We start from the raw sequence: 15,406 nt of genomic DNA, 5'->3' as shown, positions 1-15,406 counted from the left end.
ACAAACAAAAGCCTAAACGCCCTATACTTTGGTTGAAGGTAACGCACATGAAACGCCAGCTTTACACGGGTTCAAACTATAAGAAATCAATAAATATCAACGATCTTGAACGCATCGCCAAAAAAAGACTGCCGAACTTCGTGTTTGAATATGTGTATGGCGGAAGCGATGATGAACATACGCTGCATCATAATCGCACTGTGTTTGATCAATACCTGTTTGAACCCAGAACAATGACAAAGGTGGGTACGCGGGATTTAAGCACCACACTGTTTGACCGTTCTTACCAAATGCCAGTAGCGATTGGTCCAACAGGATTTAACGGCATGCTGACGCGTGATGGCGACCGAAAACTTGCCTGTGCCGCCCGCGATGCGAATATCCCGTTTGTGCTGAGCAATGTCTCTACCACCGCCATGGAAGATATCCAGGCCATTGAAGGCTTGACGGCGTGGATGCAGCTGTACTTCTATCGTGACCGAGCCTTCGTAAAATCGCTTATTAAGCGCTGCCAGGACGCCCGTTTTGAAGCCATTGTGATCACTACGGATAGCGCCATTTACGGCAACCGTGAGTGGGACGTGCGCAATTTCCGGCGGCCCATGAACCCCACCTTCGCCAACCTGGCACACATGATGACCAAGCCTCGCTGGATGCTGGATGTGTTGCTGCCCGGCCTACCTACCTTTAAAAACCTGGATGAGCTTCTGCCACCGGGAAAGCGTGGCGCCCAAGGCGCATCGCAAATTATCGGCTCGCAGTTGGACCCGTCGCTTAACTGGGAAGACATTGCCTGGTTACGTGAGACGTGGCCAGGCAAGATAATTCTCAAAGGAATTCTGGCGCCGGAAGAAGCCGAGCAGGCCGTAAAACTTGGCGTTGACGGTATCGTGCTTTCCAACCACGGTGGAAGGCAGCTCAATCACTCGCTCTCGCCCATGGATACCCTGGCCGACGTAAAAGCCTGCGTAGGGGAACGCTGCCATGTGTTTGTGGATAGCGGGTTTCGGCGCGGCACCGATATTATAAAAGCACTGGCATTAGGCGCAGACGCCGTTTGGCTTGGAAGAGCGACGCTTTACGGGCTTGCGGCGGGTGGCCAAGCGGGTGCAGCGCATGCTTTAAACCTGCTGAGAGGAGAAGTAGACAGAACGTTAGGCTTGTTGGGCCACACCAATATTGAGGATTTAACCTCAGCGTGCCTGGTCAAGCGACCACGTTGAATTACTTATGAAACCTCTGATTACCTATAACGCAATTGCGTATGCTCAGCGCTTGCAATTGCGTTTAAAAAACCAGGTTACTGACACAACAACATTAACGATCCATACATAAAAACCCTCTCTATTACGCTATTGCTTATCTTCTTTCATGCTGCATAAACCAAGCCAGAAACATTAAAAGAAAAAGAGCAACCTGTGCCACAGGGTTTAAAAAATATTAAAGATTCTCTTCTCCTACGCAAAATACCCACTTAGATCCTACTATCAAACAATGGCTAGCATCATCAACTACTTATTAAGCGTAAACGCCTTTTCCAGCTATTCTTCAAACTAAATTAGTGTAAAGGCGCATCTTCATAAAGGAGGTAATAACGTGAGTATACCGAAGTTTAAAGAGTGCATCGAAGCCTGTAATATATGTGCGGTCTATTGCGATAACTGCGCGGCCTCCTGCCTTCAAGAACCCAACATTGAGCACATGGCTGAATGTATTCGGTTAGATATTCAGTGTGCACAAATTTGCCGGTTGGCCGTCTCCTTTATGGCCCAGAATAGCGAATATGCTCAGGATGTCTGCCAGCTGTGTGCGGATATCTGTCAAAAGTGCGGTGATGAATGCGACCAACATGACGCAGAGCACTGCCAAGAGTGCGCCCAAGCATGTCATCTGTGCGCCAGCCTATGTGCATCAATGGTGGCATAAAAAGGCAGCGCTGCTAAACCCAGCCCTTCATTTGGAAAATAGCTGATTACGCCTAATGTATAAAGTGAGCAAGGCTTGAGCAACCCTATGCTCACTTTTTTGTAAACCTTATTAATGAGCGGTTATCTACATCCCCTTAACGGGAGCGGCTATACGATGCAAAGCAAGGATAGCTTTATATCATGCGTTTTTTGGACCCACATGCTGCTCATTTGTGCAGTTTTCGCTTTGGCAGGTTGCCGTTATCCAGCCAATATTGAACGCCCCATGACAGAGATGCAGGGCGGGGAGCTGAACGTTGGCCTGTCCGAGAACCCGCCTTGGGTCATACATACTGACCAAGGCCCGGCAGGGCTGGAAGTCGACATCATTCGTGCGCTTGCAGAAGATATGGATGCCACCGTTAACTGGCACTGGGATAGCGAAGGAAACCTGTTAGCGGCGCTCTCCCAATACCAGCTTGACCTGGTGGCCGGTGGGCTTACTCAGGATTCAAATGTGAGCGCCCTCGCCACCCCCACCAAGGCCTACTATGAGAGCCGCTATTCAGTCGGGGTACCCAGAAGCACTTCCTTACCCCGCCATCTTGAAGGTGTTGAGGTCGCCCTTCCTGCCGTTAATCATATCGCCCATGCGCTTAAGAAAGAGGGCGCGATTCCCCGCCCCACTTCCAATCTTGATGCACTAAACCAAGCGGTTGCCAACCCCTCCTGGTGGCTTCATGCGCATAACTATCAGGTTGGAGAGTGGGAAATCGCCACCGACCAGCATGTTATGGCGCTACCCAAAGGAGAAAATGCCTGGATGCTGGTCGTACAGCGCCATTTAAATAGCTACCCCGGTATTGAACAACGCCTTCAACAGCTGGAGGCTGAACAATGAAAATACGCAAGCTTTATCACCTGCCTCCGGAGAAACAGCAGGATCTCGACTACCTGATCCGCCTTGAATGGTGGAATTTAGCGTTTCGTCTTTCCATTGTAGCGGTACTGGGTTCGGTATTGGGCAACAGCCAGGCAATGAAAGTCGCATGGCTGGAAGACATGCTGTCGCTCATTCCGCCTATCGCTTTCTTGCTGGCCGTCCGGTTTCGCAATCGCCCGCCTAATAAGACCTACCCTTATGGGTATCAACGTGCCACGATCATTGCCTTTTTATGCACCGCCACTGCACTAAGCGCGATGGGCCTGTTTTTACTAGGAGACTCGTTGCTAAAGCTTGCCCACCAGGAGCACCCCAGTATCGGCGCCATCACGCTGTTTGGTGAGACGATATGGATGGGCTGGGTGATGGTTGGCGTGCTTATCTACAGTGTCATTCCACCGGTTATTATCGGGCGCTTACAGACCAAAGCCGCCGCCAAAGTGCATGAGAAAACCGTCTTTGCGGATGGCAAAATGAGTAAAGCTGACTGGATGACCGGGATGGCTGCCATTGTAGGCGTGCTGGGCGTAGGGGCCGGTTTTTGGTGGGCAGACGCAGTTGCTGCGGCCATTATTGCCTTGGATGTTACCAAGGATGGCATTACCAATTTAAAGGAGGCCGTAGGCGACCTGCTTGATCGCCGCCCTCATTTTACGTCTCGCGAAAAGCCGGAGCACATGGAAGAAGCACTTGAGGCCGAACTTTGCGCCATGCCTTGGGTAGCCGCCGCCTCGGTACGCTTACGTGAAGAAGGCCCCATCTTCAGCGGCGAGGCCTTTGTCACCCCGCATAGTAATGATGATTTGGCGCAGCATCTGAAAGAAGCCTCTCAGCACCTTAATAATTACGACTGGCGCATTTATGAAGTTGTCGTTACCGCATGGCCCAATGAAGAGCACATACCTTCCCCCGCCAATGCCACTCCTTCATAACTGCTTTTTCATGACCTTTTTTCATAATCCTGTTTTCATAACCCCTGTTCCTGAACCGCTTTGGCCTAGCGGATTAACGATGTTCTAAACTCAAGGCCGCCTCTTTCGCATTCACCCACGGCGAAGGAGGCGGTTCGATACTATTCGACTAAGCGATGTCTAACGCCTTCGCCGGGCCGAAGTGCTCGAAGTGGCGGTGTGACTCGGGCACACCCAAGCGAGTCAGGCTTTCATCCACCGCACTCATAAAGCCATGAGGCCCGACAAAGTAACAGCGCTCGCCGGACACGATATGTTTCGCCAAAAGCTCATCACTGATACGCCCCTGGTAGTCACCGCTGTCATCCTGCTCAAATACGGTGACGACGCTTAACTGCTCAGGATACGCGTGTGCCAACTCCTGTAGCGTGGTCGCAAAGGCACGGTGCTCAGCGTCTATCGCGGCATGCAGATAAGCAACCTTACGGCCTTGTTGCAGCGCCTCTTGAGCAATCGGCAGTAAGGGCGTTTGACCGATGCCGCCACTCACCAACAACAGGGGCTCATCGCCCGGTACGAGTGTCATTTCACCCGCTGGCGGCAGCAGCTCAATCGTATCGCCTACGTTTAGTTGGTCATGAAAATAGCGGCTGGCAAGCCCGTGAGGTTCACGCTTGATAGACAAGCGGTAAGAACGCCCATCCGGCATACCTGACAAGCTGTAATGCCGATGTACCGGCTCGCCATCAATCATAAGCTTCACGCCGATATACTGGCCGGGCGTATAGTTTGCGACTGGGCCGCCATCTTCAGGCACCAGGATGAACGAGCGAATAACGCTACTCTCCTGCTGTATTTTTTCAATACGAAAGCGCCGCGTGCTGCGCCAGCCGCCAAGGCGCTGCTCGAACTCCTGATAGCGCTGCTCTTCAAGCTCGATCAACAAAGCGGCAAGCTCTTGGTACAACGCCCCCCAGGCATCCGCCACTTCAGGCGTCACCGCATCGCCCAGCACCTCACCGATAGCCTCCATCAGGCATTCCCCAACAATCGGGTACTGGTGCGGCTGAATATCCAGCGAGATATGCTTATTAACCACGGTTTCCATAATGTGGCGCGCCGTTTCAGGATTCTGGCGAACCTGCACATACGCCAGAATGGAACCTGCCAGCGCTCGTGGCTGCCCGCCATTTTGCTGATGCGTTTGGTTGAAAAGTGACTTCACCTCAGGATAGCGCTCAAACATTAACGGATAAAAGCGCTGGGTAATCGTATCGAGATGCTCAGCCACAACGGGGGCTGTAGCAGCAATGATCTGTTCTTGTGCCGGTGTGAGCATGGCGGCCTCTTCCCTATAGCTTAAAGATTCATTTTAAATGCACCTTTAAAATATCAGATTTCAGCAAGCCATGGCATGAGCTGCGTCAATAAATCGCTCCTCATGGGGAAAAGAAAAATGCCAATGACCCTGACACCACCTATTGAACACAGAGTTTAGGCAATGCGCGCCCAGCGCCTTCCCTGCTATTAACAGAGCTACTTTTTATCAGCGCGTACCCGGCGTTAGATCGCCATAATGCACAGCGGTAACCGCATTTTTTGGCGAGCCATCCACCAGCTTTGTGCTATAGGTCAGATACACAAAGGTTTGTGTTTCAGTATCATGCATGCGCACTACGCGCATATTCTTGAAGAGCACCGAGCGGCGCTGGGTGAACACCACCTCTTGCGGATCTATCTCATCGGGATTAAAAACAATCGCGCCTGTTTGCCTGCAGGCCACGCTTGCTTCGCTAGCTTCTTCAGCAAGCCCAATCGCGCCTGAAATCCCACCAATCTGGGAGTAGGAAATATAACAGGAGATACCCTGCACTTTCGGGTCATCGAACCGCTCGACTTCAATGGTATTGTTGGGCCCCAGCATTCTGAACTCGGTGCGCACGCTACCAATATGCGCCTCCTGAGCCAATAACGAGGCAGGAAGCAGAGCAAGTAAACCCGCCAACGATGCACTGGCGATACGGTTAGACGACAACATGGGCAGTGTCCTTGAAGAAGCGACGAGGTAATAAGTAGGCGACGAGCATACCTGAGTGCGCCTATTCAGAGGAGCCGCATTAATCCTAATGCCGAAATGGGCCAACAAAGAGAACGCCCGCCTTGTGTATCAATCGTTTCTCAACCCTTCGGTTCGATACAGCATATTCACTTCAACAACGCGGCCTTCAACTAAATGGCAGTAATCACGTTGAGTACCACCAGATTCACGACTGCGCACTTCCCCACCCTCACGTTCGCAGTACTCAACGGCATAGCGGTGTGCTTCTTGTGCACCATCCGCCGTACCTTGCGTTGAACACCCAGCCAGTGCAATGGCTATCAAAGCCAACAGGCCATAACGAGCCATTCGCGCCTCCCTTTGCGTCAATGTGTTGAACAGCGTTCATTGGCGTCCAAGAACGCCTGCGCCTGGTTCACTATAGTCAATATTCTGGCTTTCCCGGGCCAAAGGAGAACAGCCAAGGCCGTTATACCGCTGCTGCCATCAAGGCGCTGCCCGCGCGTGACCGGTTAGGGGCGTTGATCGCTTGCGTGATCCAATCCCCTGTTCTTGCTAGCGCGTTTAAATTGATGCCTGACGCGATACCCAAACCTTCAAGCATATACACCACATCTTCGCTGGCCACATTGCCAGAAGCCCCTTTGGCATAGGGGCAGCCACCCAAACCGGCGACGGAGCTATCAATAACGCTTACGCCCTCTTCCAGCACCGCATAGAGATTAGCAAGTGCTTGACCGTAGGTATCATGAAAGTGAGCGGCCAGATTATTCACCGGGACTTGGGCGGCAACAGCCGCCAGCATACGCTTGGCTTTGGATGGCGTGCCGGTGCCAATCGTATCGCCCAGCGATACCTCATAACAGCCCATCTGGTATAGCGCCTTGGCCACCCGCGCCACCTGTAAAGGTTCGACTTCTCCCTCATAAGGGCAGCCAAGCACGCAGGAAACATACCCCCGCACGCGCAGCCCGGCCTGACGCGCACGGGCGACCACCGGCTCAAAGCGTTCGAGCGACTCGGCAATAGAGCAGTTTATGTTCTTGTGCGAGAAGGCTTCGCTCGCCGCACCAAATACAGCGACCTCTTCAACACCACACTCAATCGCCGCCTCCAGGCCTTTCAGGTTAGGCGTCAAGGCTGAATAGACGACGCCGGGGCGCCGCTCAACACCCTGCATTACCTCCCGGTGATCAGCCATCTGAGGCACCCAGCGAGGCGACACGAAGCTCGCCGCCTCGACATTAGTACAGCCCGCTTCTACCAGGCGCTGGATGAACGCAAGTTTCAGATGAGTCGGCACGCGCGCCTGTTCATTTTGCAAACCGTCGCGCGGGCCGACCTCGACCAGACGCACAGAGGATGGCAGGGTCATGTCTTCTCCTTATCCGTGACGCAACTGTTCAAGAAGCTGTTGGGCGATATCCACACGCACCTTACCGCCATCCACAAGCAGCGCCGCGATCCGGTCAACTTCCTCATTTTCGGCCCCGGCCATCACTGCGATATTCTTGGCGTGCAGCGCCATATGGCCTTTCTGAATACCTGTGGTTGCCAGCGCCTTCATGGCGGCAAAATTTTGCGCCAACCCTACTGCGACGATAATACGCGCCAAGCGATCCGCTGTTTTTACACCCAAAATATCCAGGCAATGCCGAGCACTGGGATGCGAGCGAGTAGCGCCGCCCACCAGGCCTACCGGCATGGGCATTTCCAGCGTACCGGTCAGGTTCCCTTCGCTATCAGCCTCCCAATGTGTCAAGGAACGGTAGCGCCCGGTACGCGCGGCGTAGGCATGCGCGCCCGCTTCCACCGCACGGGTATCGTTACCGGTTGCCAGCACGACAGCGCTTACCCCGTTCATGATGCCTTTGTTGTGGGTGGCTGCCCGGTAAGGGTCCTGATCAGCAAAGCGATACGCATTAAGCATGCCGTCACGTACCGACTCGCCACCAAGATCTTCGAGCTTCCAGGTAGCACGCGCTCGCGCAATGCGCCGATCTGCAAGGTTGGAAAGAATACGCAGGCAGCTGCGGCCACCACTCCACTCTGCCAGAGAAGGTGCGACGGCTTCCGCCATCGAGTTGACGGCATTAGCGCCCATGGCGTCACGCACATCCACCAGCAGATGCACGATCAGCATGTTGTCGAGCACGCGCACTTCCAGCTCGCGAAAACCGCCCCCGTGCTGCAGCAACACCGGGTCGGTAGCATCACAAATGCTTTTTACCTGCTCAAACTCGGAAAGTAGCCGGAGGCGCGCAAACTCAGGATTGGGCACATCCAGCAACTGCACCTGTGCAATCATGATGGGTTCTGACGTATCGGTATAAAACCCGCCCGAGGCGCGACACTGCCTGGCCGCATTACAGACGGCGGCGACCACGGAGGACTCCTCGGTCGCCATGGGCACCAGCTGTTCCTCGCCATCAATGACCAGATTGGTAGCAACCCCGATGGGTAGGTTCAGCGTACCGATGACATTCTCGATCATGGCATCGGCAGTGGCTGACGAAATATTGCCCGTATCGGAAAAATGCGCGCGAACCTCGCTGCCAAGTCCGGCTATTTCAATGACTTTATCAAGCCGCTCGCTGGGGGGAAGCTGATAAAAACCGGGAATGCGTGATGTGCTGTGTGCCATTGATAATGCCTCTGATCAATTGAGATTGAATAAGTAAATGTGCCTGAAGCAGGCGGTTTACCAGGACGCTGCATATGCTTCAGGCATGGACCAAACGTATTAAGCAAGCAGCCCTAAAATCCACGGTGCGGCATATAGCGTCATGAACTGCACACCGTAGTTGACGCCCCATCGGTTGAGCAGGCCCGCCATCAGTGCCAACACCATCACGCCCAAAATGCCCATTACGCCAGCATCCATATAGGCGAGCAGCATGACCAGCGAGAAGAACATCGCCAGAAACGCTTCGTGGGGAATGTGCTTGAAGACAAAGATGCAGATACGCCGCGCGTACCGAACCGCAATCGGGTAAGTAATCAGCAAAGCGACACCGGCGCCCAAAATGCTGGCGATGGTAATTTCAGAAAAACTCATCAAGTGGTGAGCGTTCTGCTCAAGCGTCAGCACCGGCGGTGCGTTGAAGAAGGCATTACCCGGACCAATCGCCATGGGGCTCATGGGAATGCCCAGCGCCGCCAGGGGAATCAAGATGCCCGCGATGTAAGAAGCATTGGTGACCGCATCCATTGAAGAGAGCGCTCGGCTGGCCTTATTGACCGTGCCCTTCACCCAGCTCGACATTACCTCGCCCAGAAAAATCGTGATGCCCACTGGGCTCATGAAGAACGTAACCGAGCCCAGTACGGAGCTTGCCGCGGCCGAGGCGGTTTCCTGGCGCGTCAGAATACGAAACGGATTAGGTAGCTGCCCTTTCTCGTCGTCACCGTAGATCTGGATCTGCTTGGGCTCAGACTCCACCATTTTATGGCGCTCACTGTTGACCGTAAGCTGCGCCAGATTAAACATCATCGGACCAATGGTGATGCCCAAAAAGAACGAAATGAAGACCGTCTGTCCTTCTGGAATGACGCCCATTCCCCAATACAGGTGCCGTAACCCCTGGATCAGAGCCGCCAACAGCACAATACTGATCAGACTGATGACTTTCTCCTTGCTCATCAGCGCCAGAAATACGGCACCGCCAAAGAAAATCTGGCTGGCGTACTGGCCAAGCACATCGGCTAGCGGCGTTAACAGAAAGGCGAGGAACAGGCTGATGGGTATCGCGACGAGTGTACCTATGACCGAACCGGAGGCCATTTTACGAATCGCCAGGGTGGCGTGCCCTTCCCGCTTTAGAATCAGCGCGTGCTCGACCATAGGGGCCGACATCACCCCGCCCGGTATACCGGCTACCGAAACGGGGATAGAGTCGGTCAGCTTCTTGGCAACGATTGCCGCCATAAAGAAAGCCAGCACCACGGGAAGCGGTATACCTGCGACCACCAGCGCCAAGATTACGGGAGCCAGTACGGCGGTTTCATCAGTACCCGGCGCAACGCCAATGGCGGTATAAACGACGACAGCAATAATAGCGGCCGCCAGCATTTGAAGTAATAAGACGGGATCCATTACTACGTCTCCTCACCGGTTTGCAGCTGCCGCTTAGGGCGAAACAGCAGCGCATTGATGAAGAACCCCAGAATAGCGCCGCTTAGCCCCAGAATAAGCGGAAGCGGAGGCTGCGCCGGGGCAAGCAGATAGCCGCCTAGTGTTAACGGCGTAGAAATACACAGTGACAGCAGGAGGTCTCTCCCACTCACCGTGTCATCCCACACATTGAGAAACCGGTTCTTTTGCTCAGCCATAGCGTGTCTCCTTGAATTTATTATGGATGTTTCTTTTTTAATGCCGCTCATGATGGGTAAACTTGCGGCTTACTGACAGGTACAGTTAGTGAGATTGTACGAGGTACTGTACCTATCAAAAGAGAGGTACACTGATTTCACCGGGTTGGGTTTAGCCCATTTACGGGAGGCACCTACCATGTCGAAATCCAGACACGTGGCTGACACCATCCTCAAGGCTATCGAAGAAGGCCGCCTGGCACCGGGTGCCAGGCTCGCCTCTATACGCGAAGCCGCCCGCCAGCATGGGGTTTCGAAAAACACGATTGTTGATGCCTATGATCAGCTGATTGCACTGGGCAGGTTGCGCGCCCGGCAAGGAGCCGGCTTTTTTGTTACGCAGCCACCCGCGCTTGAAGCGCTGGAAAAGACCCACGAGCTAAATGAAGCCGTTGATAGCGTCTCGCTTTTGAGAGAGCAGTTAGTAGGTAATTTTCAGGTGCGGGTAGGCGACGGCCGAGCACCCGCTAGCTGGATGGGCGGCGCGGCGCTTGCACGTCAGGCCAAGCGGCTAACGTCCATCGGCAACGATGATATCGAGTACGGTGCCCCACAAGGGTATCTCCCACTGCGTGAAACGATTGCCAGGGTATTGGCCGGACGCTCTATTCATGCTTCCCATGAACAGGTACTGCTGACCTTCGGCGCCAATCACGCTTTCGATCTTATTATTCGCCACCTGATCGCCCCCGGCGACCGAGTTCTGGTGGAAACGCCCGGCTATTACCCGTTATTTGGCAAGCTGCGCCTGGCCAAGGCGAAGCTGATTGGCGTTTCGCGCAGCCACGAAGGGTTGGACCTTGATGACCTTGAGCGCAAAATTATTCAATACCGCCCCAATGTTTTCTTTCTACAGCCCAATGCTCACAACCCGACAGGCTCTACCCTTTCACTTAACCAGCTGTACCGGCTACTGACACTCGCAGAGCGCTACAACCTGATACTGGTAGAAGACGACGCCTTTGCCGACCTGCTCCACCGAGGAAGCGCCCACCTGGCAGCCCTGGATGACCTGAGTCGCGTGATTTACGTAGGCACGTTTTCCAAGACGCTTTCCACCGGCATTCGCTCGGGCTATTTAGCGGCAAACCCTGCGCTGGTTAATGCACTTACCGATATCAAAATGGTCACCGTCGTTAACAGCTCTACCTTCAGCGAGCGCCTAATTCACGACATGATTAACCACGGGCGTTACCGCCGCCACCTGGTACAGCTTCGCGAACGCATTACCAAGGCCAGCGCCAGTACCATTACCGCGTTGAAAGAGGTGGGGCTTGAGAATATAGAGGGGCCAGGGGAAGGTTATTACTTATGGGCGCGCCTGCCGAACAACATTGACGCAATGCTGCTAGCCAAAAAAGCCTCGGACGAAGGTATTTTCATTGCCCCTGGCAGCATCTTTTCACTACGCCCTAATGGGCCGGACGCATCGTCCATGCGTATGCATATTGCCTACGCTAATGATCATCGGTTTTTAGGGTTTCTTGAGCGTTGTTTGGGGTAGGATTTGGCGTCCCTGGCAGGAGTCGAACCTGCGACCTGCCGCTTAGGAGGCGGCTGCTCTATCCTACTGAGCTACAGAGACTTTGCTTGCAGAAGGGGCGCACAGTATAACGTGTTACAGATAACACTCCAACCCGCCTCTGCCCTTCTTACACCCATCCCAACAAACGCAGCGCAAAAATGCCCAGTGTTACCGAAATACTGGCCATTAAGGTGGTGATCGCAATGATGTTGGCGGCCAGGCCTGCGTTGCCGCCCATGGCTTTTACCATGACAAAGCTGGCGGCGGCGGTGGGGCTGGCAAAAAAGAGGAACAACAAACCCAACTGTTCGCCTTCAAAGCCTAACAGCCAGGCAGCTACGGTAGAGAGCACAGGCAAGATGGCCATCTTCATAATGCTGGAGCTCACCGCAATGTCGCTTTTATCTCGAATGCTGGACATCGAGAGCGTTGCGCCAATACAGATCAACGCCAACGGTAGCGTGAGCGACGCAAAATAATCCCCAGAGGTCATCACCCAACTGGGGAGCGAAATGGAAAAAGCGGTAAACGGTAAGGCCACAATCACTGAGATAATCAGCGGGTTCGTCGCAATATGCTTGAGAATGCTGCGCCAGTTAGCGGCTTGTTCCGTTTGATACGCGGTCAGCACCACTACCGATAGCGCGTTGTACATAATAATGACCACTCCAACCAACAGGCTGCCCGTTGACAGCCCATAGTTGCCGTACATGCCCGCTGCCAGCGCCAGCCCAACGACACCGCAATTACCGCGAAAAGCTCCTTGAACATAAATCCCGCGCTCGGCATAAGGAACGCGAAAGTGTGCCCATAGCCAACTCAACACAAACTGCCCCAGTGTGGCGATGGCAAAAAACACCATTAACGAGATATCCAGCGCAACGCTAATATCGGCTTTAATCAAACTTAAAAAAATCAAGGTGGGCAGCGTGGCTTTAAACACCAACGCAGACGCGGTGGTGACAAAGGTGCGATCAATCCACCCCAGGCGCTTTAAGCCAATCCCCAGAAAAACCATGGCAAACACGGGTAAGGTGATATCAAGTGTTTGAGTAAACAATTCAAGTAGGTTCACAGTGTTGCCTCAGCCAATTCAGCGTGCCCTTTCAGTTTGCGGTGGCGGGTAGTTTATCGAATGCATATCAAGAAAGGCAGACGCCGAACAGCATAGCTGTCGTGACCTAATAACGTAATCAAAGAGTTCCTGAAGGGCCTGGTCGGTCGCTGCGTTAACCTCCACGCTGTTGCACCCTTTGCCTGAGTGGATAACCGACACCTGGCTGCCTGGCACAGTGCCGCAATGGTTTACGCTTGCCCCAGTGTACAGCTTGGCAGTAACACGCCAAATTCATCGCCCCCTTGGCGGGCAACGTGGTCGCTACGCCGTACTTCCCACGCCACTATAGGTAAATAACGTCCAATTACCCAATTGGCAAGCCAAACTTAAGCATACGTCTGGAGTATACTGTACGGCCCTAACACCTTGTTTCTATTACACCACCCTATCAAAACAGCAGATTTTATCGCGCCGCATTAAATTAAATTTAAACGATTATTCAGCGTCGTGACTATAAACACAAATTTCTTTAGTCCTGTAAGCACTTGCAGTGGCTAATTGATAAGCGGGTCTGTTTCACGTATGTTCGCTCGCCTAACTTTTTGTTCCGTTACGAATGACAATACCCATGGCAAATAAAACGGCTGGCTTTACCTCATCAGGTATCGGAAAAATTAGCGCACTACCTGCCTTGCTGCCTGAATTTAGCCACTTTTCTTACTTACGACCACTGCAAAACAAACCTGACGTCGTGATTGGCTGGGGACTAAAGCCATCAAGCCTTCAGGCAAGGCGGTATGCCAAGCGCCGCCAGCTACCCTATATTGCTTTGGAAGACGGCTTTTTGCGCTCGCTTGGGCTGGGAGTAGCGGGCTATCAAGGGCATAGCCTGGTCGTTGATCACACCGGTATTTATTACGATGCCTCAAAACCTTCCGATTTAGAAAACTGGCTTAACAACGCCACTTTTACTACCGACGAAATCAACCAGGCCGAGCGGTGCATTAAGCAGCTTGCGCGCTATCGTCTATCCAAGTACAACCACGCGCCAGATCCTGCTTCAAGCAATTCGCCCCAAGAGAGAGTGCTGGTTGTTGATCAAACCGCAGGCGATGCTTCTATTGAGTTTGGGGGAGCGAATGCGGATAGTTTCGAGCAGATGCTGGCAACAGCGCTTACCGACCACCCTACGGCTGAGATTCTGGTCAAGATTCACCCGGATGTTATCGCAGGTAAAAAACAGGGCCACCTGCTCAGCGCGCAAAACCACCCCCGCTGCCGCGTGATCAGCAAAGACATTAACCCTTGGGCATTATTTGATCAGGTTGAAACTGTATATGTCGTGACCAGCCAGCTCGGTTTTGAAGCGTTGCTGGCGGGCAAACGCGTTCACTGCTTTGGCCTGCCCTTTTACGCAGGCTGGGGGCTCACCGAAGACCGGCTAGCCTGCTCGCGACGACATACAAAGCGCACGCTCCATGAAGTATTCGCGGCGGCTTATCTGCGTTATACGCGCTATGCCAATCCGTATACGCTAAAACCTGCCACGCTAGAGGAGACCATTGCGCTAATTGCCGACCAAAAGCGCCAGCAGGAGCGGCTACGCGGCAAGTGGATAGGCTGTGGCTTCTCCTCGTGGAAGCGACGCTTTATTCATGACTTTTTAGGCGGTGCCGCACAGCTTACGTACCAGAAAGCGCTGCCTGAGGCGCCACCTTCACAAAAGCTTTTAGTGTGGTCTAGCCGTATTGATCACACCTTCGAGCAGCAGCACGCCGCACTGATGCCCCATTTGTGGCGGATTGAAGATGGCTTTATTCGTTCTGTAGGCCTGGGGGTTGATCTTACTCAACCGCTTTCACTGGTCATTGATGCTCAAGGGATTTATTACGACCCAAGCCAACCCAGTGACCTGGAGTCGCTGCTTGAATATTCCGATTTTAGTGATGATCTACTAGAGCGTGCTGGCCAACTACGAGAGCGCTTAGTGGCATTAAAGCTCTCCAAATATAACGTGCGCGGACACGACACTCTCGAGCTGCCCGATAACCGGCTGATAATACTCGTACCCGGCCAGGTCGAGAGTGATGCATCCATTGCCACCGGCTCGCCGCATATTCGTACCAACAGCGCGCTTTTACGTGAGGTGCGCCGTACTCACCCCCATGCATTTATTATTTATAAGGCACATCCCGACGTGGTCAGCGGTGCTCGCATCGGAGCACTCGAACCCGATACTAAACACCTGTATGATCTGGATGCCAGCCACGTGGAAATCACCACGCTACTTGAGCGCGTCGATGCGGTTCATACCATGAGCTCGCTGACAGGCTTCGAGGCGCTATTACGTCACCGCAAAGTACATACGTATGGTATGCCGTTTTACGCAGGCTGGGGGTTAACACAGGATGCTATGCACTGCCCGCGCCGCTCTCGCGCCTTAACGCTGGAAGCATTGGTGGCGGGCACGCTAATTCTGTATCCATGCTACGTCGCTCCCTCGAGCCGTCAGCTCTGTAATGCGGAAACCGCCGTTAGCCTTTTAGAGCAGGCACGCACACAGCAACCGACGCTGACATGGAAGCAGCGCCTCTACCGGCTTTACCGTAATTTATTGATTGGAAGACACTGAG

At 53.4% G+C, this 15,406-nt stretch carries 14 protein-coding genes, 1 tRNA gene and 1 pseudogene; 6 read left to right on the top strand and 10 right to left on the bottom strand.

The annotated features are described in order from the left end of the window. Nucleotides 1-47 precede the first annotated feature (47 nt). From INT20_RS00350 to INT20_RS00335, 4 genes are all read left to right on the top strand, one after another. A complete protein-coding gene (locus INT20_RS00350) occupies nucleotides 48-1,223 on the top strand; it encodes an alpha-hydroxy acid oxidase (protein ID WP_193056257.1) in 1,176 nt (391 codons plus the stop codon). A 373-nt stretch (nucleotides 1,224-1,596) separates the two neighbouring features. Further along, complete coding sequence (locus tag INT20_RS00345) at nucleotides 1,597-1,926, top strand: four-helix bundle copper-binding protein (RefSeq protein ID WP_192528543.1); 330 nt, start codon at nucleotides 1,597-1,599, stop codon at nucleotides 1,924-1,926. Nucleotides 1,927-2,193: 267 nt separating this feature from the next. Continuing rightward, a complete protein-coding gene (locus INT20_RS00340) occupies nucleotides 2,194-2,808 on the top strand; it encodes a transporter substrate-binding domain-containing protein (RefSeq protein ID WP_226911978.1) in 615 nt (204 codons plus the stop codon). Further along, complete coding sequence (locus INT20_RS00335) at nucleotides 2,805-3,782, top strand: cation diffusion facilitator family transporter (RefSeq protein WP_193056255.1); 978 nt, start codon at nucleotides 2,805-2,807, stop codon at nucleotides 3,780-3,782. Before INT20_RS00340 ends, INT20_RS00335 begins: the two co-directional genes overlap by 4 nt. Before the next feature lie 148 nt (nucleotides 3,783-3,930). Here INT20_RS00335 and hmpA read toward each other — a convergent pair whose 3' ends face one another. The 7 genes from hmpA to INT20_RS00300 form a co-directional block, all read right to left on the bottom strand. Continuing rightward, entirely contained in the window at nucleotides 3,931-5,100 is a 1,170-nt protein-coding gene (hmpA, locus tag INT20_RS00330; RefSeq protein ID WP_193056254.1) for an NO-inducible flavohemoprotein, read from the bottom strand. A gap of 207 nt (nucleotides 5,101-5,307) precedes the next feature. Next, nucleotides 5,308-5,799, bottom strand: coding sequence for a CreA family protein (locus INT20_RS00325; protein ID WP_193056253.1), 492 nt, complete (start codon nucleotides 5,797-5,799; stop codon nucleotides 5,308-5,310). A gap of 129 nt (nucleotides 5,800-5,928) precedes the next feature. Further along, nucleotides 5,929-6,168 carry a DUF333 domain-containing protein gene (locus tag INT20_RS00320; RefSeq protein ID WP_193056252.1) on the bottom strand — a complete coding sequence of 80 codons (240 nt, stop codon included), beginning with the start codon at nucleotides 6,166-6,168 and terminating at the stop codon, nucleotides 5,929-5,931. Nucleotides 6,169-6,289: 121 nt separating this feature from the next. Then, nucleotides 6,290-7,195, bottom strand: a complete 906-nt coding sequence (locus tag INT20_RS00315) for a hydroxymethylglutaryl-CoA lyase (protein ID WP_193056251.1) — start codon at nucleotides 7,193-7,195, stop codon at nucleotides 6,290-6,292. A 9-nt stretch (nucleotides 7,196-7,204) separates the two neighbouring features. Continuing rightward, nucleotides 7,205-8,464: a hydroxymethylglutaryl-CoA reductase, degradative gene (locus INT20_RS00310; RefSeq protein ID WP_193056250.1), complete on the bottom strand. Its 1,260-nt coding sequence runs from the start codon at nucleotides 8,462-8,464 to the stop codon at nucleotides 7,205-7,207. 99 nt (nucleotides 8,465-8,563) lie between these two features. Further along, entirely contained in the window at nucleotides 8,564-9,916 is a 1,353-nt protein-coding gene (locus INT20_RS00305; RefSeq protein WP_192528551.1) for a tripartite tricarboxylate transporter permease, read from the bottom strand. Between the two features lie 2 nt (nucleotides 9,917-9,918). After that, nucleotides 9,919-10,152 (bottom strand): hypothetical protein, encoded by a 234-nt coding sequence (locus INT20_RS00300; protein WP_193053870.1) that lies wholly within the window; start codon nucleotides 10,150-10,152, stop codon nucleotides 9,919-9,921. A gap of 178 nt (nucleotides 10,153-10,330) precedes the next feature. Here INT20_RS00300 and INT20_RS00295 point away from each other — a divergent pair, with 178 nt between their 5' ends. Beyond that, complete coding sequence (locus INT20_RS00295) at nucleotides 10,331-11,695, top strand: aminotransferase-like domain-containing protein (RefSeq protein ID WP_193056249.1); 1,365 nt, start codon at nucleotides 10,331-10,333, stop codon at nucleotides 11,693-11,695. Nucleotides 11,696-11,699: 4 nt separating this feature from the next. Here INT20_RS00295 and INT20_RS00290 read toward each other — a convergent pair. The 3 genes and pseudogenes from INT20_RS00290 to INT20_RS00280 all read right to left on the bottom strand — a co-directional run. Next, nucleotides 11,700-11,776: transfer RNA gene (locus INT20_RS00290), tRNA-Arg, on the bottom strand. A 67-nt stretch (nucleotides 11,777-11,843) separates the two neighbouring features. After that, nucleotides 11,844-12,791 carry an AEC family transporter gene (locus tag INT20_RS00285; RefSeq protein ID WP_192528553.1) on the bottom strand — a complete coding sequence of 316 codons (948 nt, stop codon included), beginning with the start codon at nucleotides 12,789-12,791 and terminating at the stop codon, nucleotides 11,844-11,846. Nucleotides 12,792-13,024: 233 nt separating this feature from the next. Continuing rightward, a pseudogene (locus INT20_RS00280) lies at nucleotides 13,025-13,123 on the bottom strand (diguanylate cyclase domain-containing protein); the annotation flags it as partial. Nucleotides 13,124-13,401: 278 nt separating this feature from the next. On the opposite strand from INT20_RS00280, the gene INT20_RS00275 reads away from it, so the two are divergent. Beyond that, entirely contained in the window at nucleotides 13,402-15,405 is a 2,004-nt protein-coding gene (locus INT20_RS00275) for a capsular polysaccharide biosynthesis protein (RefSeq protein ID WP_193056248.1), read from the top strand. The last annotated feature ends 1 nt before the right edge of the window (nucleotide 15,406 follow it).

The organism is Halomonas citrativorans (assembly GCF_014898005.1).
GTDB classification, from domain to species: Bacteria; Pseudomonadota; Gammaproteobacteria; order Pseudomonadales; family Halomonadaceae; genus Vreelandella; species Vreelandella citrativorans.
The sequence above is the reverse complement of the archived record's forward strand: the minus strand, read 5'-3'. Positions and strand labels throughout refer to the sequence as shown.